The sequence below is a fragment of the Micromonospora sp. NPDC085948 genome, from assembly GCF_040686315.1.
In the GTDB taxonomy this organism is placed as follows: domain Bacteria; phylum Actinomycetota; class Actinomycetes; order Mycobacteriales; family Micromonosporaceae; genus Micromonospora.
In genome coordinates this window covers 103,328-125,916 of sequence record NZ_JBFBJW010000017.1, presented here as the reverse complement: position 1 = coordinate 125,916, position 22,589 = coordinate 103,328, and the positions used below count along the sequence as shown (strand labels likewise).

The following is a 22,589-nucleotide window of genomic DNA, read 5'->3' as shown; positions in this document are numbered from 1 at the left end:
GGGAGAGGTGGCAGCCATGCTTAGCTGGCGGTGCTGGCATCAGCCGGTGCCGCTGCGTCTATCCATCAAGGAGCTGCCTCATGGCTACCGTGTCTGTCCTGTTCGTTGGCGGCGTTGCTGATGGAGCCATCCGAGACATCCCCGCACAGGCAGATGGAAGCCCTCCGCACGTCTGGCAACTCCAGCAACGCAACGAGGTGACTGCTACTGGCGTAGACGTTGACCACCTCTACGAAGCTGCTCCCACACCTGGCGATGACGGGATGTGGATCATGCGCTATGTCCGCAGCGACCCCGCCTGAGAACCCGAAGCCGGATAGGTGCTAGCTCTTCCGGCATGTCGGTGATCCGGTATCAGCGCACGGTGAATTGTCAGGTGCCAACGCGGGTGCAGCTCACCGTGCTCCCGACCACCGCTGACCTACTTTCCCCTGTCGTCCGTCGCCGCCTCGCGTCTGAGGTCAGCCCCCGTCAAGCCCTTGCCGGTAGCCGCCCGGCCGGATGTGCACGCTTTCGCCCTCTATTGTGATCAGGTCGGCGTCGTTTCCGCCGCTGGCAATCGGGTCCCAGGCTCCGTGCAGGGTGACGGTCGGTGTGGTGAAGGTTAGGTTCTCGGCCAGATAGAAGATATAACGCTCGTGGCCCTGTTCCCACAACCCGTCTGTGCTGTGCGGGTAGCTGTCGAAATCGACCTCGTTGTATTGCGGGTCTAGCAGGTGCACGAACGCTTTTTCGGCGTCCTTGGTGACACGTTTGCAGTAGGTTTTCCACTCCTCGTCCGAGGGCTGGCTAAACGTATCGCCCGGTTCCAGCATCCGCACCGTCATTGGTTGGACGCGCAAGGGGAAGAGGTACATCTCGTCTGTGACTCTGGAGCCGGGCGTGCGCGGCCACTCGTTGGACAGGATCTGTTGGCGCTTGCGGTGCGCGCGCTGGAAGAGTCGCTGGTAGGTGTCGGCTTTCGAGGCGATGCCGACGTATAGCAGTTCGTAGGTGGCGAAGTCGCGCCAGTCATGGAAGCCGAGGATGCCGGGGAGGTGATGACTGCGATTGTAAATAAGCTTCTCAGTGCTGAACCACTCGAACAGCTCGGCGGTGCCCGCGTCGACCTCCTCGGCTGTGCCGTCATAGAACTTCAGCACCTTCTCGTCCCCTAGGATGGTGATTTCACCGTTCTCTGGGTCGATGCCTTCGATGTTGGAGGCGAGGTACGACGGATGAAGGGTCACCGAGTCGCTGACTCCCGTCCCGGTGCTGATCTTGAAATGCAGCAGACCCTCGTCGTCGTGGCGGAACTCGGAAAACCTTGCCTCGGGGCGCATGGCGATCATGTAGAAGTCGCTGTTGCGCAGCCGGTCGACGACCCCCTGCTCTGAGATGACCCACTCGGCTTCCTGGTTCGAGACCGGCGGATACGTCAGTTGCAACGACGCCACCATCCCGTTCATCGCCAGCACGTTCGCACTCTAGTTGATGTCGTCAATGGTTGTCGGGGTGGCAAACCTGGTCGAGTACGCCGATTGCTTGATCAAGCTGCAACGCCTGGTCCGCCGCGGGCCGGTTCGATGGGCCGGCTGCGTCGGGCTGGGTCGTACTGGCCTGGGCGGACGGCAACAGCGTGCCGGTGATCGCCGCCCGGTCTAGGCCGCCGAGGACTCGGCGCAGCTGGCCCGAGCGCTATGTCCGTTCAGCAGTGGTGATGGCGTCAAGTGCGTCCGCGAGTGCGATCGGGTTCAGCCCGAGTAGCCGCAACACATAGGGTGGGAGAAGGGCGAAGAACAGGTGGTAGAGCCCGTCGGGTTTAATTTCCTGCAACCAGGTCAACTGCCGTGCTTGCCAGAGCAACATCACTGCGGTGCAGGCCGTGCCGTGTGGTGTGGATTTTTCGTGTACGGCGCTTTGGATCTCCATGCGCATGGCGCCGAAGGCAGTCGCGATCATCCATTGCAGGACAGCGTCGCCCGGAGTGCCGGTCGCGAGTTCGACCTCGACAGTGTCGCAGAGGTTGAGCGCCCAACTGCGGCGTTCGACGGCTGCCATCCAACCGGCACGCAGCCGCTCCAGCGTCGACTCCTCGACGACACGGCGTAGCTCGGCTCGGATGTCTCCGGTCGGCAAGAGTGTGTTCCCGGCTTCGTCGGCCAGCTCGGTGGCCTGTACCCCGTCGGGAAACTCGAGCATCGAGGCGCCTGGCACGACCGCGCCGGCAGGGCTCATCGACCGCACGAGCGCGGCCATGCCGGTTCCGTTCAGTTCGGAGCCGTCGAGCGCCACGGTCGTGGACATCAGCTGGAAGTCGGCCGGGCTGAGTGGCTCGGCGAGCGTGGGTCTTTTGTCGAAGGGCAGCAGCTCGGCGGGGGCGAAGGAGATCCCGGCGGCTTTGATTCGAGCGTCGATGCGGCGTATCCGCCGGGGGATCAGCGCGGTCGTGTCCCGGCCCGGAAGTCGCGCCGCCGCGTCCTGCGCCAGGTCGCAGGCGTCCTCACCGTCCGCGACGGGATCAGGTAAGGGGAGGGTGACAGCGGACAGGAAGGCGGCTCGGACGGTCGGGTCAGGCACCGCGTGCCCGTCGCCGAACGCGCGCAGCGCTACGTCGTGAGTGCGCTGGCCTCGGCGAGCGTGGCGGCCGAGCCAGGTGACCAAATCGGCCGCTCCGTGCGCGGGCTGCGAGGAACTCCCGCCGAAGCCCTGCCTCATGGGCGTGTTCGCGGGAAGCAGACCCACGCGTCGCCAGTGCTCGAGCTGCGTATTGGTCACGACGACGTCCTGTTTCCGGGCGTAGTCGATCAGCGCCTGGTCTGCAGGGCTTGGTGGCTTCCGGGGCACGCCGTCGAAGATACGCGGCTGAGTGCACACAGCCCCGCAAACTCGTCCGGTTTCGCGACCGGTGGCGGTGCTCTCCTGATCGTGCCGCGGCCACCAAGGTCGCCGTGATCCCGGACGAAGGAGAGCCCGAACCATGTCTCGCCGCGGAACGCCAACCCGCAGGAAGCCGCCCCGTCGGCGTCTGCCTTCTGCTACCCCGAGCATGCGCCGAGCCGCAGGCCGCCGAACCACGGTCATCGGTGGCCTTGCCCTCGGGGCGGTCCTGGCCGGTCTGCTCGCCGCTCACAGCTCGTCGTGGGCCACCGGCATCGAGACGGCGCTGGCCGTCGCCGCCGCCTGTGCCGCGTTCGCCGCGCGTCCGCCCCGCTAACCGTCGCGCGCTTGCCTGCCTGACTGTGATCCAAAGGAAGGTGTCACCCCCTGCTGATTCACTGTTGGCAGACCGTTAAGGAGAGGTGTGTTCGGTTGAACCAAAGCCTCGCTCCGAATGAGCGGCGTGACAGCGCGCGCTCGGGACGTCGGCCCGAACAGCCGTGCCCCTGTTACCCGGAGCCGATGATCGGTGCCGACGGCCGCCGAACACAGCCAGCGTCGGGCAGGCGGTTGGCGGCGGAACGTTGCCCGCTGTTCCCGAAGGCCAGGGCGATCGCTCGGCGGCCGTCTGGGTTGAAGTCCAGTATCGTGAGCGGCCGGTCCGCACGAGCAGGTCGTTCCTGGAAGGAGCGTGGGCGGTGCGTGTGATTGCCGGCCGGTATGCCGAGATCGCGAACACCCGTCGTGTTGGTGGTCAGGCGGAGGTCTTTCAAGCCTCCGACTTGCATCAGGGCGGCAGGCACGTGGCCGTGAAGCTGGTTCCCGCCACTTCCGATGAGATCTACCGCATCTACTTTGAGCGGGAGACCGCGGCGCACCACAAGCTGGACCACCCGAACATCGTGTCGCTGCTGGACAGCGGCACCGACCACGGCGCGGGCGTGTACTACGTTGTGCTTAGCTGGGTGCCGGTGTCGCTCAAGGACTGGCTGGCAACCGCGCCCGAGACTCCCGGCTGGGACGATGTTGCTGAGGTTATCGCTCTGCCGTTGGCGTCGGCGTTGGCGCACGCACACTCGATGGCAGTGCTGCACCGCGACATCAAGCCCGGCAACGTGCTGTGGGACGGCGAGAAGCCGTTGCTCGCCGACTTTGCCTTGAGCAAGATCAAGGACCAACTCGCGGGCGCGACCGACGCAACGGTTGCCGGGATGACCAGCGCCCCGTGGGCGCCACCGGACCTGGCCTCGCGCGGCTCGACCAGGTTCGACGTCTACAGCCTGGCCGCGACGCTGCTGCAATGTGTCACCGGCTGGGAGCTACGTGACCTTCCAGACATCAGCCGAGCGCTCGACGAGGCTGATCTGCCGCCCGGTGTCCTGGCGCTGCTGCGACGCTGCTTGGACGTCGATGCGGCGAAGCGGCCGGCCGATGGACAGCAGTTCTACCTTGAGCTGCAGGCCATTCAGGCGGCGCGGAGCGAAAACTGGCACGACCAAAAGGTGCTGTCGTTCGAGCTGTCCGGCGCGGCGCGCCGATCACTGGAGGAGGCCGGTGACGGCCGCTCGGCCGAAACCGTCATCGCGGGGCTGCTCGGCGCGGCCACCTACGTACTGCCCCGGTTGAAGAGCCTCGGCGCCGGGCGCACGGTGCTCAACGCCGACGAGTTCCGTCTTGTAGGCGACCAGGTCGAGCTGGTGCTGGTCTTCAAGAACCGTCACCAGCTGCTCTGTACCCGCGCGGCGATCAAGGACTTCGACGAGCTGGAACGCTGGCGCCAGAACGACGACACGATCGTCTTGGACAGCCGCGACTACACCTGGACGGCACAGCGGCCAACTAACCCGCAGAGAGCCGCCGCAGCCGCCGACGAGCTGCACCTGCTGCTTGAGAAAGCTGTCCAGGACGCCGGTGACCGCAACAGCGACACCTTCAAGCAGACACGGATGACCAACTGGTCACAGCTGATCGAGGCCAAGGAAGCGCTGGAGAAACGCCTCGAAGAACCCATTAACTACACGCGGGTCAGCCGCGACGGCGCCCAGTTCGACCTGCAGACCACGACCCCGCTGACGGGTGCCTTCCTCGACCAGGAGCGCATGGCCCGCCCCGTCGACGAGCCCGCGGTTCGGGGCGCTGCGGTGACGATCGCCGAGGTCGACGGCACGGACATCACGGTGCGGGCGACCCGGCCCGGCGACGATCTGCCTGCCCATGGTGTGCTGGTGCGCGACCGCACGCCGTCGCAGGCCGCGATCCGCCGGCAGAAGACCGCGCTCGCCGCCCTGCGCGACGGCAGCTCCGCCCGCCCGCACCTGCGTGAGCTGGTGCTGGACCCGTCAGTGGCGAACGCGCCGGAGCCGGTGGCATTCGAGCCGCTGCGCCCGGACTTCGACGACGACAAGAAACTCGCCGTCGCGCACGCGCTCGGCTCGCCGGACCTGTTCCTCGTCCAGGGCCCACCCGGCACGGGCAAAACCTCGTTCATCGCCGAACTTGTTCACCAGCACCTGGCCGCACGGCCCGGTGACAAGATTCTGCTGGTCAGTCAGATGCACGTCGCGATCGACAACGCAATCACCCGGCTGTGCCGCTCCGGCGTCACCTCCGTCGTGCGTCTGTCGAGCCGCGACGACAACGTCGACCCGGACGCCGCGCACCTGCTGCTGTCGAACAAGCTGCGCGCGTGGGCAGACGAGATCCGCGATCGCGCCCGCACCGGCATGGCCGCATTGGCCGATCGCGAGGGTGTGCACATTGACCATCTGTCCCTGGCACTTCGTGCTGAGGAAGCCCTGGCCACCCTGCGGCAGAAGACCGAGACCGCCGAGTTGCTTGGCCCACTCGATGACGGCGACCGGCTCGACAACGAAGACCTGCCCGAGGAACGCGCCGAGCTGCTGGCGGACTATCGACGCGCCGTCGAGCGCGCCGACACCGCGGCGGCTGGGGTCCGCACCGCAGCCAGGGCCCTTGAGGTCGCCGTCGCGGACGAGCTCGGGGAACCGGAGCTGGAAAAGCTCGTCGCCGGCCTGCTCGACGGACCCGGCGCCGGGCCGCGGCTGCGGGAACTGCTGCGGACACAAGGTGACTGGCTGGCCAGCCTCAACGACCCGCAGACCGCTGAACCAATGTTCCTGCCCACTCAGAGCGTGGTCGCCGGAACCTGCATGGGCTTCTTGGCCAACCCGCACATCCAGAACATGCAATTCGACCTGTGCATCATCGATGAGGCGTCCCGGGCCACCGCCCCTGAACTGCTGGTGCCGATGACCCGGGCCAAGCGGTGGGTGATGGTGGGCGACACCAAGCAACTTCCGCCGATGGTGGAGGAGGTGTTCGAGTATCGAGACCTGGTCGACACGTTCGACTTGGACAAGGTGTTCCTTACCTCGTCGCTGTTCGACATCCTGCTCGGCGAGGCACCTCCGGCCTGCACGGCCAGTCTCGTCACCCAGCACCGCATGGCCGAACCGATCGGCGAGCTGATCTCGCAGGTCTTCTACGCCGGCACCCTCGTACATGACCCCGTACCCGTCCTGGCGCCCGAAACTGTTGACGACAGCGACCGGCTGGTGTGGTTCTCCACCAGCCGACGCACCAACCGTCGCGAGGACGCCCGCCGCGCCGGCAGCGCGAGTTCCTCTAACAAGCACGAGGCGGCGAAGGTCGCCGACCTTGTCGCACGCCTCGACATCGAAGTCCAAGCCGGCAAGTACGCCCGCACCGACGGCGGCAAGCTGGAACTGCTGATCCTTACCGGGTACCGACGGCAATGCATCGAGATCGAACGCGCGCTGCGGCGCCTCACCCTGCGGCACGTCGCCGTGCAGGTCAAAACCGTCGACGCAGTCCAAGGGCGCGAAGCCGACGTGGTCATCTTCTCCGTCACCCGCAGCAACCTCACTGGCGAGCTCGGCTTCCTCGCCGACCGATACCAGGGCCGTGTCAACGTCGCCCTGTCCCGCGCCCGGGAACTGCTCTGGATCGTCGGTGATTCCGAGTTCTGCAGCAGCAAACAAGGCCCCCTCAACCGGGTACTTAGCCACATCACGACCACCGGCGGAAGGGTGCAGTACCTGTGAGCCGCGACATTTTCGCCGACGCCGCACGCCGCCACGCCCACGCGCTGCCGGGACACACGTTGCTCGCCGCGGAGCCGTGCGCCATTCCCGCCTCCGTGCTGACCGTCGACGTTCTGGTCGAGCAGTCCGAAGACCTCGAAGCCGGCCAGAAGTACACCCTGCGCGCCCTGCTTGGGGGCATCGACACCGTCGAAGACCTGCAACTGTTCCTCGGCCTCGACGACGGCGACACCGGCCGTGCCGTCGCCGGACTCCTCCTCGCCGAGTACATCACCTATCAGCCACCCGCCGACGGCGGCCTGCGGCGCCTACAGCTGCTGCCCGCCGGGCAGGAAGCCGCGCGCGACGCCCAGCTACGCCGCCCAATGCCCACCACCATCCCGGTCGTCTACGACCGCCTCACCGGCACCGTGACCGACTGGCGACGCAACTCCCTCCGCCGCTCGAACCTGACGAAAGGCGATCCCGGGCGGCTCCTGCTGCCACCGGCGAGCAGCATGCCGATCCGCACCGTCGACCTCAGCATCGCCGCGCTCACCAGCACTCTGGACCGGCGCAGCCGCGACGGTGCACGCCTGCTCGGGATCAGTGGTGTCACCGAGAACCGCAATTTCTACCACGACGCCATCCTGCTCGTCTTCAGCGACGATGAGACCCGCCAGATACGCCTCGGCGTCGACGTCGACGGCAAGTGGAGCGAACCGCACACCGCAGCGCTGGAGAGCATCGGCGCCGTCGAACGCCTGCGGCTGTCGGCCGCACCGGTCGAACACCCCCACGCACCCGTCACCGACCCCGGCGAGCGGCTGAGCAGAGCAGACGTCCTCGCCCTCCAAGCCGCCGGAGACGATCCGGATGGCGACGGTGGAAATGCCGCGTTGAACCGGGCGGTGATCCGCTGGCTGGGCGTGTACGAACACCCGGCCTGGCTCGAAGCGGCCCTCGCCAGCTCGCGGCGCCGGCTGCTCATCAGCAGCCCGCAGATCCGCACGGCCGTCGCGTCCAGCCGGTGGATCGGTGTGCTGGCGAAGCTGGCCCGCACCGCCGACGTGACGATCGTGTGGGGCCCCGGTGACGACGACGGAACCGATCAGGAAGCCCTCGATGCACTGCATGCCGCCGCGCGCAAGACCAATCGCCTCGCCGTCGTACGGGTCGCCACCGTCCCGGCGAAAATGCTTATTAGCGACGGCTACTACATCACCACCAACTTCAACTGGCTGTCATTCCGCGGCGAGCCGTCACGCATCTACCGCCGGGACGACGGGGAACTCGTCCAGGACCAGGCACTCACCGACCGCGCCTACGACACCTACCTGACCGAGGCGTGCGCCAACGCGGTCGAGGTGGTCGGCACCCTTCCCGCCGAAGTCCGCGCCGAGGTCGGGCCCGGCTCTGACGCCACCGCGCCGAACCACATCTCACCGAGTAGCGGCAACGGACGGGAGGCCCGTCGGTCGACGGCGCCATCGAAGGCAGAACGACGCCGCGTAGCACTCAGCAAGCTCGCGGCAGGCCAGACCGTCGCAGGGCCGGTGAAGCGCCTGACGCCTTTCGGTGCCTTCGTCACCCTGGGCGAGATCGACGGCTTGATTCACATCTCGCAGATGGCACACCACCGTGTCGAGCACCCGTCTGAGGTCGTCAACGTGGGTGAGACGGTTACCGTGCAGATCCTCGACGTCGATATCGCGCGCGAGCGAGTGTCGCTGTCGCTGAAGGCGGCGACCTCCGCGAGTCCTGAACCGAGCCGGCCAGGATCTGAGTCGCCAACCTCGCGATGGAAGACACGTCGTTCCCGTTGATGTAGACCCCAGCGCCGCTCCGTCCTGGCTGGCGAAGCTCCGGACCTCACCCGGGCAGTCAGCCGACTGGAGGCGCTTGCCGTGCCACAAACTGTTCCTTTGCTCCACGCATGGGGCCTACGCTGCTCGGCACGAGGACGTCCGGGCAACACACCGCGCAAGGCCTGCGCCGGGGCGGGTGGCGGGGCAGCTCATGTCTACTCGCCCTTGCTTCTGCCCGTTCGTGTCGATGGCTCGGCGTAACCCACGTTCAGCCAAGCCTCCTTGGTGATCGGTGAGCCGTAGCTGGAACAGGGCTCCGGTGGGGTGAAAATCGCCAACCGCCGTTCGGTGCGGACGTCTGCCATGGTGACTCTGGGAGGCAGGCTGTCCAACGGTGGAACGTCACGGATTTGCTGCTTGACTTCGGTGAATGCAAACAGTGCCGTCACGACCGCATCAAGGACTCGCTCCGCCAGCTCGTCGGATGGGAGGTCTCCCGCGTCCCGGGCAGCGGTGACTGCGGCGGCCCGCAAGGGCGCCAGCACTGCGTCAGGTAGCACGGGCTCTCGTGCCGTCATGGTTTCCCCAATCATCAAAGCCGGTGGCCAGAGTATCGCTGGCCGCCTCGTGCCTTGACGTTTGGCGGCCCTTGGATCTGCATCGCGCTTCCGTCTCTACGTCGGTCGTCGCATGTGGGAGACCGCCCGGATCGCTGCGAAAGCCGCTTCGGCTCCGGTGCCGGGCTGGCCACGTAGTCGACGACCTCATGGCCGGGCGCGCTCCACATCGTGGCGACCGTGGAGCGCGAGGTCGCGCATCTTGTCATGGCGTAGGCCAGCACTGCCGCTGGCATTAATCACCGACTTCGCGAGAGTGCTGTGGGCTGGGTTCCTCGTGATCCGCGCTACGAGGTTGAGGTGCTCCGCCGCGCGGCGCTGCCTCGCCGGCCGGTTGCGGCAAGATGTTGTTGACGGTGTCGGTCAACCGATCGACTCGTTCGGCGATCTGCTGCACGTAGCCGAGGACTTCGCGGGTGAGCTGATTCGTAGACGGCGTTCGCGCGTGTAAGGCCTGTGCAACGAGGCTTGTGAGGATGGCGCCGACCTGGTGGCCCTCTGGCGAAGCGGAGTACAATACGGGTGAGGACATGCTCTGGGCTCTTTGGCTCAGATTGTGGGGGTCGCGTTCGCCATCTGGTGGAGCGGCCCCACTCGCGTTGAGGCGAAGTTCGGTGCCAGTGCTCGCTTCGAGGATGGTGGCGACGTCGGCTATCCGGTTCCACCATTGCGGTTCGTCGGTGCGGATGGCGCGGCCTGCGGACCATGCTACGGCGTCAGCCATCCAGAGTCCGGGGTCGTTGCGGCCTTCGACGTGGATGAGTCGCATTCGGTGGCTGATGGCTCCTTGGTCGAGGAGTCGGCGGTAGGCCCGGATGTCGTTGCGGTCGATGCTGGGCAGTCGGCTGCCGGTTTCCCGTGCGTTGCGCCACTCTGCAGGACTGCCCCGCGTTTCCAGGTACACGTCGCGGACTCGTTGGCCGTTGAGGTAGCGCAGGAGCCGTTCCATGCTGACTTGTCGGGCCTGCTCCCGCTGGCCTTCCAGGTGTGCGTGTACGTGGCGTGGGTTGTTCGGTACGGCGGCCATGTTGCCTGGGTTGATGGGTACTTGGGCGGAGACGACGGACCAGCCGGCGTGTTCGGCGACGACGTCGAGCATCGCTTCGATGGTGCCGACGTGTCCGCGGTGGTATAGCGCGGTGGAATGGTAGCCATCGTGGATGCCGGCGGCTTCTGTCGCGGCGGTCTCTGCGGCGGGAACGCTCTCGTGGTCGATGATGACGGCGGCCATCAGGTAGGCGCCAGGGGAGTGCTTGTGCTGGAACCAGGACTCGTCGACGAACGCGCTCGGGTGAGTGGCCATTAGTCAATCTCCGCTCCCTCTGAGGTCCCCAGGTCAGGGGCGGTAGTGCGTTCCCGGGCGGCGGTGGCGTGCTGGGGCAGGCTCCCGGTGATCGGTGTGGTTTGAGGCTGCGGGCGGGTTTCGTCGATCGCTCGGACTCGTGCGGTGGTGGTGGCGATGGCGTCGGCCAGGGTGGTGCGGCGGGTTGTGGTGCGGCGGGCTTGTTCGGCTGCGGCGGCGAGTCCGGCGTAGCGGGTGGGCAGGGCGCTGGTGTACCAGCGGCTCCACGTACGGTGCCGGGACTCGAGGTCGGTGACCCGCGCCTGGCGCTGGTCGATGACCTCGCGCAAGCTGGCCAGCCTTGTGCGCAGACTGGCGGCCCGACCGGTGGCAGCGTCGATCCGCTGCTGGGTTTCGCGTTGGGCGGTGAGGATCCGGGTGCGCGACGGCCCGCGTTGCCACCAGCGGGGGCGCAGCTGTTGTGCGTGGGCGGTGGCGCGCTGGCCGGCGGCGTCGACGGCGGTGAGGAGGAGCGCGAGGTCGTGGTGGCGCTGCTCGACGTCGGTGAGGGTGAGGTGCGCGTCGCGTAGCTGGTCGGCGACGTATGGCGGCGCCGCGTCGTCGGCGGCGCGCTGCGCGGTGATCAGTCTGGCGAGTTCTTGGTTGTCGGTGGTGGTGAGGCGGCCGGCGAGGGTGGCGGCGCCGACGACGACGCGGGCGCGGTGCCAGGCGTTCCACCGGGCGATGTCACTGGTGGAGGGTTCGGGTCCGATGGGGTGCTCGCTGGTGAGTTGGTACCGGTCGCGGTGGGTGACAACGATCTCCGCGCGGGCCAGCCATTGGTCGCGGCCGGCGGCGTCATCAGGGACGTCGCCTAGGGCGCGGGCCCAGGCGGGTTGCTGTTCGGCGGCGAGGTCGGCCAGGGCGCGGACGCGGCGGTCGCAGATGCCGGCGACCTGGCGCAGGGCGTCTCCGATGTCGCCGGTGAGGTCGGCGGGCATGCGCTCGGTGTAGGTGCCGGCCAGCTCTGGTGTGGTGGCGATGGTGGGGTCGGCGGTGGCGCGGCCGATGATGCGGTCGATGCGCCAGGACAGCACCGCGGCGATGTCGTCGGCGGAGTCGATTTCGCGGGGCCGGATGGCGCGGCGTAGCACGTCGGTGGGGTCGTGGCCGGCTTCGCGCACGGTGGTCAGGCGGGCGATGAGCGCCGGTAGCGCGAGGTCCCTGGCGAGCCGGTCGGCCAGCTTCCGGCCGCTGATCTGCCGGACGATGGCGAGGTAGTCGGGGATGCGGGCGCGGGCGGACAGGTCGTCGTAGATCGGCGTCCAGGCGTGCAGCGCGTCGACGTCGGCCCAGAGTTGTTGTTCGGTTTCGGTGGCGGAGCGGTCGGGTGTGGCGCGGCGCATGATGTCGGCGAGGACGGCGACGCGGGCGGTGGGCGGCTGCGGTGGGGTTCCTTCGCGCCGGTGGTCGTCGGTGACGACGTACGCCTCGTTGAGGGTGCGCCCGCGGGTGAGCATGACGTACAGCCGAGCCAGGGAGGTGGTGTCGTCGACGAGCGCGCGGGCGGTGTGCACGGTCTGCCCTTGGACGGAGTCGACGGTGAGGGCGTAGGCGAGCTGGACGTGCTGCGCGGCGTACGCGGCGGGCAGTACGGCGATCGCGGTGGTGCGGAGGTTGGTGACCTTCACCTGGCCTGTGCGGGTGATGGCGTCGACGCGCCATTGATCGCGGTTCGCGACGTAGGTGCTGCCGGCGCTGATGCGGCGGTCGTTGCGGCGGGTGACGATGACGTCGCCGACGCTGGCGTGGGTGCCGTCCCGCAGCCGCACGGCGGGGCCGGCTCGGACGAGGCCAGCTTGGATGAGGATGTCGCGGGCGCGACGGGCGATGTCGGCGGCTTCGTCGCCGGTTTCGACGAGCATCATGCTGTGCAGACCGCTGGCCATGTCGCCTGCCCACCGGTCGAGCATGTGGCCGACGAGTTGCGCGCGGTGCCCGCCGATGAACCGGCCGCGGCGTTCGTATTCGGCCAGGACGGTGAGGTCTCCGCCGCGCAGCCGCAGCGACGCCGCTCCTTCCCAGGGCTGCGTGAAGCGGTGGATCTCCGAGAGGCGGGTGGTGGTGCCGAGGCTCTCAAGGTAGCGGAACAAACCGCCGGGCCCGATAGCGGAGATTTGTTCGGGGTCACCGACGAGGATGAGCTTCCCGTTGACCTTGTCGAGGTGGGTGACGAGGCGGGCGAGGTCGTGGCTGGAGACCTGTGATGCCTCGTCGATAATGACCCACTGCCCGGGGCGGAACTGCCAGTCCGCGGCGCTGGTGCCGGGCGGCGGCCGGTGTTGGGCGTGCAGCCACCGGGCGATGTTCTCGGTCCGCAGCATCTGCCCAGGCGCGGCGGTGGCGTCGGCGAGCAGCTGGGCTGCGGACTGTCCGACGGTGAGGCCGAGTACCGGCACACCGATGTCGCGTGCGGCGGAGACGACGGCCCGTTGCAGGTAGGTCTTGCCGGTGCCGGCGGGTCCGACGACGCCAGTGACCCGCCGGTCGTCGCCGACGAGCCACCGCAGCGCCGCCTCCTTCCCGGGCGACAGCCGCAGCGCCGCTGTGGCGGCGTTGATCGCTGCCGCTGGGGCGGGGATGGCGCCGCGGCGGCCGGCGTAGGTAAGGACCTCCTTCTCGGCGGCGAGGACAGCGTGGGTGGTCATCTGCAGGTCGCGGTGCCGGGTGTATTCGCTGTGCCGGTCGCTGCCGCGCAGCAGGCTCGGCCCCCACTGCACGAGCGCGGGAGGTGTGAGAACGCGCAGCCCGGCCAGGCCATCGACGATGGCCTGGCCGGCGAGGGTTTGCACCCGTTGCCAGTCCGCCTGCGGTGACCGGCCGGGGGTGATATCGAGGACACGGCCGATGGCCAGCTCAAGGTGCTCGCGGCCGAACACGGCCCGCTCGTGGCCGAGGTTGCGCACGGCGCGAGCGAGAGCGAGGCGCACGTCGGTACGCACGGCCGCGTCGATGATGCGGTCGTGTTCGCTGGCGGGGACACCGAGCTGCGCGGCGACCGTACGGAGCGCTGCTTCGTCGACGCCGTCCGGGTGTAGTCGGTGCGCGCGCTGAACGATCCGCCGCACGGTGACAGCGGTGTCGTCCCGGGCGGCGCCGTCGAGGATGAGGCGTACTTGCCCGGCGGTGTCGAGTCGTGCAGCGCGGTCCTCGGCTTGCCAGCGCTGCACGGCCTGCTGGGTGGACTCGGCGCCCTTGTGGGGTCGGCGGGTCCGCAACGTCGCGTCCTGCGCGCGGCGACGCCACTTTGCGGCCACTGATCGTGTCGCCGGTGCTTGCCTGTCGGTGCGACGGTTCATCTCCTCGGTGATCGCGCCCCGCCGCTTGCCGAAGTGGCGCAGCGACACCTCGCTGAAACCGACGATCTCGCGAATCCCCGAGCCATCCCGCGCGGCGAAGGTAACCCCGAGGCGGTGGCGAAGTTCGACTTCCACAGCCCGTTCGTAGGCGACCCGACCGGCGGTGGTCGCGCGGTAGAAGGCCTTGCCGTCGAGGGCCAGCCACTGCGGATCGCCGTCCGCGGTTACCGTTTTGACCTTGCTGGAGACGACGACGTGCGAGTGCAGCTGGGGGTCACACTCGCGGCTCATCCGGTGGTCGAAGACCAGCGCGGCCAGCCCCGCGGTGTCGAGTTGACGGACGCCGCCCGCGCCGGCGCGGGCGAACGCACCGTGGCGCTGGAGGTGATCGAGGAGCGACCGCACCCCGGCGTGGTGCGCGGCCACGACGTCCTGCTTGACCGCGTCGTCGCCGAACGCCCACAGCAGCGATACGGATTTGACGGGGGAGACGGTGACGTCGTATGCGGATACGGCCCGCCGCTCGGGCGCATGCATGATGTCGTGCCATACCTTGTCGCGCTGCTCCACCGTGGCATCGGCAGGCAGATGCGTCAACGCCCGCCGGACGGCCTTGTCGCGGTACTCGTCGGTCATCGGCGTGTAGATCCGCCATTTCTGCCCGAGCCGATAACCGGCGAGCGGGTGGCGTCCTTGGCCGATGAGATACCGCATTTGCCGCTCGTTCACCCAGCCGGCAACGCCAAGGACGGCGGCACCGTCACCGGCCCACCAGCCAGGGCTCTCCCCCCGCGCCGTGTGGTTGATGTAGTAGGGCGTTGGCCCTCCATCTCCCAGAGGCCGCAGGTCATGGCGGCCAGCGGCGACCTGCTCCATGACGTAGCGGTAGCCGTCGCCGGGCGAGATGCGCGTGACGGACAACATGACTCGACCGTAAAAGATCAACTACTGGAATCGCGGTGAAGAATGCAAGGGGGTGTATCCCCCGTAAGCGAGCAAGACAGGAAGCGGTAGCCGTTTAGGCAGGCCACAGAGTGCGTGGCCGAGGACGAACGGTTGGCCGGGGAAGATGACGAACTGCGGCCAGCATCGAACGAATAGCCGAATTGGTGGGGCGCGTGATCTGGTGAGCTGCCGGGAGTGGTGGCTACGGTCGGGGAATGGCGAGCAAAACGGGGAACGACGCGACTCGGGCGCTGCGGCGGCGGCAGGAATTGGAGCTGCGCGCGGTGCGGGCGGTCGAGCAGGCTGCCGGGACGGTGCAGGACGCGGAGCAGCGTCGGCGTGAGGCCGTCGCGCGGCTGGATCAGGAAGTCGGGACGGCTGCGGCGGCGCACGGGTTGGCCGTGGCGGTCCTGGCGACGGTTCTTCGCGATGACGTCCTGGCGGCGGACCTGACCGGGGTGGACGTGGCGCGGGTGCGAGCGTTTCGCCGTGGCGCGGATGGAGCGGCGGTGCGCGCCCGGATCGGCGAGTTGGGTGAGGTTGTGCCTCGCCGTCGACGTACGGCCGTCCCGGTGCCCGGAAACGCGGGACCGGCCTCCGCTGATGGCGTCTCGGGAGGCGCCGCGTCCTGAGTGGGTGACGCTGGCCGGTCCGGCTGAAGCCCGAACCGGCCAGCGTTGCGGGTGCTGGCGTTAGGTGCAGTCGAGTCCGCATCCGGTGCAGACGAGAACCGTTCGGCCGGCGATCCACTCGGTGGATTCGTTGGCGGTGGCGGTGCAGTGCTCGGGGATGGCGGCTGGCCAGCTGCCTTCGATGACGGCACGGCCGGGGTAGACCCATTCTTGGGTTTGGCTGCCGTGGTACGTGACGGGTGGCCCCGGGTGTGGGCTGGCCAGCGTCAGGGTGGCTCGCCGACGCAGGTTGGTATCGGTGAGGTCGACCCCGGAAAATGGCGGCGTCTTCTTCTGGACGGTGCGCCGGTACTGGGTGAAGTCCTTGTGCGTGGGTGCTGCCAGTTCCGCGCGATCGATGAGCGCGAGCGCTTCATAGGGCTCGCCGGCCTTGTAGTGGTGCAGTGCGGCGCGCAAGTAGGCGTCAGCGCGTGCTATACGCGCGGCCTCGCGGTTTATGCGTTCCGCGAAGGTGACGCGTGGTGCGGTGAGCGTGTCGGGGTTGGCGTCGAGGTGAGCGGCGACGGCATCCCAGATTTTCGGGCGACCGTATTTCGTGGTCAATCGGCCAAGGTGGTGGTCGGCGATGTAGCGGACGGCTGCGTCCCTGCCGCCGTGGATTGGGTTGTGGAAGTAGTTGGGTGCCCAGTCGTCGCAGACGTGGGCGATCGTGATGAGTTCGGGGCGGGTCAGTCTCATGCTGGTGCCTCTCGTGTGGTGCGAGGGTGTGCGCTGCGGGCTCGGGCAGTGGGCGACGGGAGCGGCAGCCGGCGGCGGCGCGCTCGATGCGCGTCGGTGACGTCTGCGGTGCGGTGGCCCGGCCGCTTTGTCAGCGGCAGGGCGATCCGCGCGGGTCAGACGTGCTGACCGAGCAGGCGGCCCGGGTCGCCGGTGGTGACCCATCCGGCGGTGTCTCGGAACAACCGTCCAGCGCTATGGGCGAGCGTGACGGGGTACACGTCGGGGCGCTGTACGTGGTGTTTGCCGTTCTGCCAGAGGTCGAGCAGCAGGGCGGCCAGTCGCAGCGTGGCCCGCATCCGGCCGGCGTTGCAGGCGTCGCAGTGGTGTCGGCGGGCGTACTTGATCAGGGCGACGGTGGCCGCGCGTAGTTCGATGGCGGCGGCGGTGCTATGGGTGGGTGTCGAGGGCCACGCTGGGGCGTGCTCGCACAGGTGCAGAAAGGTGATGACCTGTGCCATGCAGCGGCGGGCCGCGTCGAGCAGGTGCAGGACGTGTCGCGTGTGGGGGTCGGCGGGAAGGGCCGGAAGCGCGACGGTGGGAGCAGTCAGCGTGGGCATCGTGGGACTCCTCGCATGGGGTTTGGTGGGTGTCCGACAGGGGTTCGCCGTCCCTGTCGAACAACTATTACTCTACCCGGTTCGAGCGGCTGTGTCTATCCAGGGTGGCCCGAAACTGCGTGGGGTTTCGGGCCACCCTGGGCGGGGTTAGGCGCGGTAGCGGCGGCGCTGCATCGGGAGCGTTGCGGTGACGGACGCGCCGATGTTCGGGTGCCATTCCTTGACGCCTCCGCCGCGTCGCTTGGCTGCGTACATGGCGGCGTCTGCTCGGCGGATCAGGTCGACGGCGGTGATGTCGTTGTGGTCTGCGAGGGCGAGCCCGAGGCTGGCGTAACAGCCGAAGTCCGTCGCACCGAGGGTGACGGTTGCCGCGTCCAGCGCCTGCGCGGCGGCGTCGGCGTTGTTTCGGGCGGTGTACATGCCGTCATCAGTGATGATCATGAACTCGTCGCCTCCCATGCGGCCGACCATCGCGCGCGAGAGGCTGAGTCGCGTAAGCGTGTCCGCCACCCGGCAGAGCACGAGGTCTCCGGCGGTGTGGCCGTGCTCGTCGTTGATTTCCTTGAAGCGGTTGAGGTCGATAAGGGCCACGGCTACCGGACGGGTCCGGTCGGCGAGCAGGTAGTCAAGGTGCAGGAGCAGGGCGCGCCGGTTCGGCAGTCCAGTCAGGGCGTCGTGGTGAGCCTCGAAACGAGCGGTGACGAGATCGGTGCGAAGCTTCCTGTTGCGCGCGAGAAGCGCGATGCATGACGCGGAGGTAGCTGCGAGCAGGATCGTGGATGCGGTGCCCATGCGTCTCCTTGGTTGGGGGTTTGTGTGGTGTGCGGTGGGGGTTCGCCGTCCCCTCCGAACAACTATTACTGTACCCGGTTCTATGGTCTGTGGCTACCCTGTTTGGCCTGTTCGGACATCGGATTTTATGATCTTGAAAAGTGGATGCCGGCGGGTACGCCGACCAGCGCGCGGGGTGCGGTCGTGGCGCGTCCCCCACTTCTTCCGGCGGTGGGGGCGAGTTCACTCGACCCGTGGCGCGCGCAGTGGAGGTCAAGTTCGGGCGCGGGGTTTCGAGTAAAAGATCATGCGGTGTGTGCATGATGTTTTGCGAGCCGCGGCCGGACTTGACCGGAGCGAGCACGTCGCTAGCCTGTTCGGCCCCCACCGAAGGAGAAGGGGTTTGGGCAGTGCGGCCGCAGGCCGCTTCCGGTTTCCGGTCCGCTAGGACCGGGCCTGAAACCCGGCAGCACCCGGCGGCGGCCCCGGTCTGGGCCGCCGCCGAGCGGCATTAGTTACTGGTCTGAAGTGGGCGGGTTGACTCGCTGTACCCGACGCAGGAGTTCAATGGGGATCTCGGCGGCAGGGGTTCGGGTTCGCGGGTCCAAGATCCTGCGATAGCCAGTCGTCCAGAGCAGGAGCCAGGACTGTGCGGTGTGTCCGGGGCGAGCGCCGTGCGGGTCCCCGGTAGAGGGGGTGTCGGTTGCCTGGGCGCGGTAATGAGTCATGCTGCCGGCGAGCATGGGGCAGGCGGTCGTGCTGTAGCGCGCGCACTCGGCGTGCATGGCGGGTTCGTGGGTGATGAGCCGTTCAAAATCCACGTCGCGCATTGCGAAGACGAACAGTCGGTGCATCCGCTCGCCGCAGATTTGGCACAGGCGATTGATGAAGGCGCTTTGTAGCCGTTCGGCGTCGATCGCTCCGAAGCGGTACCGGCCGTCGGGCATCTGAACAGTGATCCACGGTACGACGAGGCCGCCGACGGTGGGGCGGTGTCGCAGCGAGGTGGGTATGGAGATCTCGGGCATGAGGAGTCTTCCTGTTTCAGTGGTGCCGGCCGGTTCGTCAGGCCGGCGCCGACGCTCGGGGTGCGGGGTGGATCTCGCCCGGCCTATCGAGTGATGTCCGCGCCGAAGCGGTGGACCATGTCGTCAAGCGGGACCGCCTCGCGGGTCGTGCTGCCGTCGTCGGCGATGTTGAAGACGTGGAAGACCTCGCCGGTCTGATGCGGCGTGTACTCGATGTGCTCGACCTCCTGCCCGTCGAAGGTGACGCGCAACAGGGCATGGATGGTGGAGGCGTGCTCCGTGATTGGCGCTCGCTGCGGGTTGGTCCGGCGGGCCAGTGCGCGGATGAGTCGCTGCGTCCGTGACGGAGTGCGGGAGGGTACGTCGGTAACGACCACCGCAACGGAAAAGATGCCGGTGCGGTACACCCGTAGGGCGCAGGTGGCCAGGGTTCCGCTGGCGGTTGTGTAGAACAGTTTTCCCGACGTTTCGAGGGGGGCTGGGCCGGGGACGACCGGGGCTGTGCGCGCGAATCCGGGCTGGTCGCGGGTGCCCTCCCAGGCTCGATCCGCCTCAAGGTCGGCGCGCAGGGTGTCGGGGATGACGGCGTACGGGCGCACTGCCTCGATGATCGTGTCCGGGTCGGTGATGCGCGTGTCCGCGCCGAGCCAAAGCGGCATGTAGTCGGGGTTGTCCTCGTTCAGCTCACCCTCGTTGATCACCTGGGCGAAGTAGCTGTCTAGCGGGCGATCCCATCCCACAACCACGGTGTAGCCGCCCCGGTTGGGCAGGGCGTCGAGTCGATGTCTGCTCACGAAATCTCCTTGGGGTTTGGCGGTTGTCCTGGTGGGGTTCGCCGTCCCACCCGAACAACTATTACTATACCCGGTTTTTCGTCGGGCGTCTACTGGGAAAGCCTGCAAGAGTGGGGCGAGCGGGGGAGCCGCGTGCGGCGACTCCCCCGGGCGCTGTCACTGCTCGTTCTGGTTCCTGGGGTTGCCGAGCACATGTACCTGTTGGTTCAGGATGAGCGGCGCGTCGTCCGGCCCCTTGATGTGCGGGCGTACGTAGGTGCGGCGGCGCAGCGCGCGGCCTGGGCCGTACGGCTGCTCTCGGTAGAACCCCTTGACCCACCATCGGCGGGTGTAGACGCGCGTTGGCGTGTCGTCAGTGGTGTCGCGTCGTGGCTGCTGCTTGCGCCGCAGTCGCACGAGTCGCACGAGTGGGGCGGGCCGGTTGGCGCGTTGGTACGCCTTGCGGGTCGCCTTGTCGGCTGGCTCGTCGGTGACCTCCGCGTCGGGCTGCGTAGTGAGGATCCACGTGGCGATCAGGGAGCACAGCATGAGGCGGGTCTGTTCGCCGGCGGGCGCGTAGGGCCGGCCGAAACGCAGCCCAACGCCGGTAGTCAAGGGGACTAGCCAGCCGAAATCTTCGCGAAACTTCTGCAATTCGGGCTCGGTGAGCCGCTGGCCTAGCAGAAGGCCGTCGGCAGGGGCGTAGAACGTGACCCAGACGCCACCCGGGACCGGCCCCCATTGCGCGGCGACGACCGGCACCACGAGGCCGGTGCTCGGCTCGGTGGACTGGTATACGGGCGTGTGCCAGATGAGCAGCCCGTCAGGGGCAGGCATCTCGATCTGCTCGATGCGAACGTCGGGGAGATCGCGTGCCGCGTGCGCGGCCAGGGCGGTGAAGTCGGGGTCGATCCAAAAGATGCGCGCGTTTTCGACGTGGTTGGCCATGAGGGCGCAATGCTGCCGCAGCGGTTCGGGGCTGTGGCGGTCGACGATGACGGCTGGCGCGTCCAGGGGAGCGCCAGACAACATGTGTCCGGGAACCGTGTACGTCACGCCTCGGGCGAGCGCGTCAAGTAGGTGCGCCGGGCCGGCGTTCCGCCAAAAGCGCACGAGCCTGTCTCGCACCTTCGGCAGCATCTGCGGGCGGAGTGATCGAACCTCGGGAGCGGGGATCGCGTCGGCGCTGCCGGCACTGCCGCGATGAGTGGTGCTGGCGGCCGCTGCCATCGGCTGCCGGGCGGGCGTGATGGGTGTCGCGGTGAACAACGCCCGGTGCATGGTGCGCAGGATTTGCACCGAAATGGTTCCGTCTCGCCGGCTAAAGCGCTTGTAGGCGCGTTGGGTGAGACCTTCGGGGTTCCGCTTCTCAACCAGGCGCGCACACGGCTCGCACGCGTCCCACTTGTTGCCGAAGTTGTGCAACTGTGCGTCGGCGCTGTCGGTTGATACCGCTAGGTCGACGTTTTCGAAGGCGAAGGTTGCCACGGGATGCGGTGCCGAGCAGAAGTCACACACGGGCTGCCAATTGGCAAGTTGCGCCAGCGGGACGGGGTCCGGATCGTGGTCCTCGAAGCTGCGGCCGGGGTGGAGGAAAAACACCTCGTCCCTGGTGGTAACGGCCGTCAGGGATCGGCCGCAGATTCTGCACCCGTACTTGTCGGCCATCGGCAGGGGGCGGTCATGGGTGCCCATGCGTCTCCTTGGTTGGGGGTTTGTGTGGTGTGCGGTGGGGGTTCGCCGTCCCCTCCGAACAACTATTACTGTACCCGGTTCTATGGTCTGTGGCTACCCTGTTTGGCCTGTTCGGACATCGGATTTTATGATCTTGAAAAGTGGATGCCGGCGGGTACGCCGACCAGCGCGCGGGGTGCGGTCGTGGCGCGTCCCCCACTTCTTCCGGCGGTGGGGGCGAGTTCACTCGACCCGTGGCGCGCGCAGTGGAGGTCAAGTTCGGGCGCGGGGTTTCGAGTAAAAGATCATGCGGTGTGTGCATGATGTTTTGCGAGCCGCGGCCGGACTTGACCGGAGCGAGCACGTCGCTAGCCTGTTCGGCCCCCACCGAAGGAGAAGGGGTTTGGGCAGTGCGGCCGCAGGCCGCTTCCGGTTTCCGGTCCGCTAGGACCGGGCCTGAAACCCGGCAGCACCCGATGATTGGTGTGGGTGTTGCGGGATCCGAGTTCCGTTGGGCGAGCTACCGGCGCTGCTCTGCTTGATCGAGGATCGCCCACAGCGTCGCGCGCTTCCACCTGCGGCGGTGGCGGCCTCTGGGGCCGACGTTGTCTTCGTCGGCTTGACGAAGCACGTCGTCGGGCAGGGCGTTCGGGCTGTTGTATCCGAGGACGCGTGCGGCTTCGGGGGCGCCGACGAGTTCATCGGGATCACCGGAGCGGTCGGGGTGGCCCTGGGGTGTGGCGCGAGGGCGGCCGGTGTGGGGTGCGCCTTGCCCGGTGCGGCTGTCGGCGATGTCCCACACGGTACGGCGCTTCCAACGCCGGCGCTTACGGCCGGTGGGGGTGAGGGATTCGTCGTCGACGCGCTCAAGCAGGAGCGGCCAGATTCGGTTTTGTCCTTGCAGTGAATCGGCGCTTTGGTAGCCCAGCATGCGCGCGACGGTGGTGCTGTTCACGAGCTCGTCGGGATTGCCGCTGCGGTCTACGGCGGCGCTCGCGGCGCGTCGGGCCCTGTCTCGGGGCAGCTGGTAGGAGGCGATGCTCTCGGTGAGCCATTTGGTGCCGTCGACGCGTTCGGGAAAGCCGTTGGTGGCCCGCTCGCCGTAGAGCTTGTCCAGGTGGCTGAGGGAGATGCCGAGCATCGTTGCGGCCTCGGCACGGCCTACGCGGCTGCTGTCGTCGGGATTGCGGGTGGGCATGCGCCGATGATGCCGCATCGGCCGGTTGGGCGGCCGTAGGGGCTGCGTGAGCCGCCCGACACGTGCGTTGATCACCTTCCTGCTCCGGCGGCCGGTGACGGGTGTCGTAGGATGGGCGGCACGTGCTCGGCGTATGGGCCTTTGGGGGCCCGTGTGGCGTCGACACCAGGCGGCCGGGGGGAGTTCGCCAAACTAACCCCCCGGCCGTTGCCCTGCCCGCCGACGTCCGCCTGTGCGAGTGG

The 22,589-nt window shown here is 67.9% G+C and carries 15 protein-coding genes; 4 read left to right on the top strand and 11 right to left on the bottom strand.

Features of this window, described 5'->3' with window-relative positions:
- Positions 1-461: 461 nt before the first annotated feature.
- A complete protein-coding gene (locus AB0O48_RS30665; protein WP_365069440.1) occupies positions 462-1,457 on the bottom strand; it encodes a hypothetical protein in 996 nt (331 codons plus the stop codon).
- Positions 1,458-1,677: 220 nt separating this feature from the next.
- Positions 1,678-2,826: a hypothetical protein gene (locus tag AB0O48_RS30660; RefSeq protein WP_365069439.1), complete on the bottom strand. Its 1,149-nt coding sequence runs from the start codon at positions 2,824-2,826 to the stop codon at positions 1,678-1,680.
- Between the two features lie 202 nt (positions 2,827-3,028).
- Here AB0O48_RS30660 and AB0O48_RS30655 point away from each other — a divergent pair, with 202 nt between their 5' ends.
- The 3 genes from AB0O48_RS30655 (at position 3,029) to AB0O48_RS30645 (ending at position 8,749) form a co-directional block, all read left to right on the top strand.
- Complete coding sequence (locus AB0O48_RS30655) at positions 3,029-3,196, top strand: hypothetical protein (RefSeq protein WP_269683365.1); 168 nt, start codon at positions 3,029-3,031, stop codon at positions 3,194-3,196.
- 361 nt (positions 3,197-3,557) lie between these two features.
- A complete protein-coding gene (locus AB0O48_RS30650; protein ID WP_365069438.1) occupies positions 3,558-6,944 on the top strand; it encodes an AAA domain-containing protein in 3,387 nt (1,128 codons plus the stop codon).
- The gene (locus AB0O48_RS30645) at positions 6,941-8,749 is read left to right on the top strand and encodes a S1 RNA-binding domain-containing protein (protein WP_365069437.1); all 1,809 of its coding nucleotides are present in this window, start codon (positions 6,941-6,943) and stop codon (positions 8,747-8,749) included. The genes AB0O48_RS30650 and AB0O48_RS30645 overlap by 4 nt, the downstream gene beginning before the upstream one ends.
- An 834-nt stretch (positions 8,750-9,583) precedes the next feature.
- Here the strand turns inward: AB0O48_RS30645 and AB0O48_RS30640 are convergent.
- Both AB0O48_RS30640 and mobF read right to left on the bottom strand, forming a co-directional pair.
- Positions 9,584-10,651, bottom strand: a complete 1,068-nt coding sequence (locus AB0O48_RS30640) for a hypothetical protein (RefSeq protein WP_365069436.1) — start codon at positions 10,649-10,651, stop codon at positions 9,584-9,586.
- On the bottom strand, positions 10,651-14,913 hold the full coding sequence (gene mobF / locus AB0O48_RS30635; protein WP_365069435.1) for a MobF family relaxase: 4,263 nt from the start codon (positions 14,911-14,913) through the stop codon (positions 10,651-10,653). Before mobF ends, AB0O48_RS30640 begins: the two co-directional genes overlap by 1 nt.
- A gap of 236 nt (positions 14,914-15,149) precedes the next feature.
- Between mobF and AB0O48_RS30630 the strand changes: the two genes are divergently transcribed.
- On the top strand, positions 15,150-15,566 hold the full coding sequence (locus AB0O48_RS30630) for a hypothetical protein (protein ID WP_365069434.1): 417 nt from the start codon (positions 15,150-15,152) through the stop codon (positions 15,564-15,566).
- A 60-nt stretch (positions 15,567-15,626) separates the two neighbouring features.
- Here the strand turns inward: AB0O48_RS30630 and AB0O48_RS30625 are convergent, their stop codons facing one another.
- From AB0O48_RS30625 to AB0O48_RS30595, 7 genes are all read right to left on the bottom strand, one after another.
- Positions 15,627-16,304, bottom strand: a complete 678-nt coding sequence (locus tag AB0O48_RS30625; protein ID WP_365069433.1) for a hypothetical protein — start codon at positions 16,302-16,304, stop codon at positions 15,627-15,629.
- Between the two features lie 155 nt (positions 16,305-16,459).
- Positions 16,460-16,903, bottom strand: coding sequence for a hypothetical protein (locus AB0O48_RS30620; protein ID WP_365069432.1), 444 nt, complete (start codon positions 16,901-16,903; stop codon positions 16,460-16,462).
- A 147-nt stretch (positions 16,904-17,050) separates the two neighbouring features.
- Complete coding sequence (locus tag AB0O48_RS30615; RefSeq protein ID WP_365069431.1) at positions 17,051-17,695, bottom strand: GGDEF domain-containing protein; 645 nt, start codon at positions 17,693-17,695, stop codon at positions 17,051-17,053.
- 494 nt (positions 17,696-18,189) lie between these two features.
- Positions 18,190-18,702, bottom strand: a complete 513-nt coding sequence (locus AB0O48_RS30610) for a hypothetical protein (protein WP_365069430.1) — start codon at positions 18,700-18,702, stop codon at positions 18,190-18,192.
- Between the two features lie 83 nt (positions 18,703-18,785).
- Positions 18,786-19,496 (bottom strand): hypothetical protein, encoded by a 711-nt coding sequence (locus tag AB0O48_RS30605; RefSeq protein ID WP_365069429.1) that lies wholly within the window; start codon positions 19,494-19,496, stop codon positions 18,786-18,788.
- A gap of 156 nt (positions 19,497-19,652) precedes the next feature.
- Positions 19,653-21,170 (bottom strand): hypothetical protein, encoded by a 1,518-nt coding sequence (locus AB0O48_RS30600; RefSeq protein WP_365069428.1) that lies wholly within the window; start codon positions 21,168-21,170, stop codon positions 19,653-19,655.
- Positions 21,171-21,669: 499 nt separating this feature from the next.
- Entirely contained in the window at positions 21,670-22,347 is a 678-nt protein-coding gene (locus AB0O48_RS30595; protein WP_365069427.1) for a hypothetical protein, read from the bottom strand.
- Positions 22,348-22,589: the final 242 nt, after the last annotated feature.

Excerpts from the sequence above, each read along its gene's own strand:
- AB0O48_RS30640 (WP_365069436.1), bottom strand. The coding sequence starts at position 10,651 with ATGGCCACTCACCCGAGCGCGTTCGTCGACGAGTCCTGGTTCCAGCAC.
- mobF (WP_365069435.1), bottom strand. The coding sequence starts at position 14,913 with ATGTTGTCCGTCACGCGCATCTCGCCCGGCGACGGCTACCGCTACGTC.
- AB0O48_RS30610 (WP_365069430.1), bottom strand. The coding sequence starts at position 18,702 with ATGCCCGAGATCTCCATACCCACCTCGCTGCGACACCGCCCCACCGTC.
- AB0O48_RS30615 (WP_365069431.1), bottom strand. The coding sequence starts at position 17,695 with ATGGGCACCGCATCCACGATCCTGCTCGCAGCTACCTCCGCGTCATGC.
- AB0O48_RS30655 (WP_269683365.1), top strand. The coding sequence starts at position 3,029 with ATGCGCCGAGCCGCAGGCCGCCGAACCACGGTCATCGGTGGCCTTGCC.
- AB0O48_RS30595 (WP_365069427.1), bottom strand. The coding sequence starts at position 22,347 with ATGCCCACCCGCAATCCCGACGACAGCAGCCGCGTAGGCCGTGCCGAG.
- AB0O48_RS30630 (WP_365069434.1), top strand. The coding sequence starts at position 15,150 with ATGGCGAGCAAAACGGGGAACGACGCGACTCGGGCGCTGCGGCGGCGG.
- AB0O48_RS30625 (WP_365069433.1), bottom strand. The coding sequence starts at position 16,304 with ATGAGACTGACCCGCCCCGAACTCATCACGATCGCCCACGTCTGCGAC.
- AB0O48_RS30620 (WP_365069432.1), bottom strand. The coding sequence starts at position 16,903 with ATGCCCACGCTGACTGCTCCCACCGTCGCGCTTCCGGCCCTTCCCGCC.
- AB0O48_RS30600 (WP_365069428.1), bottom strand. The coding sequence starts at position 21,170 with ATGGGCACCCATGACCGCCCCCTGCCGATGGCCGACAAGTACGGGTGC.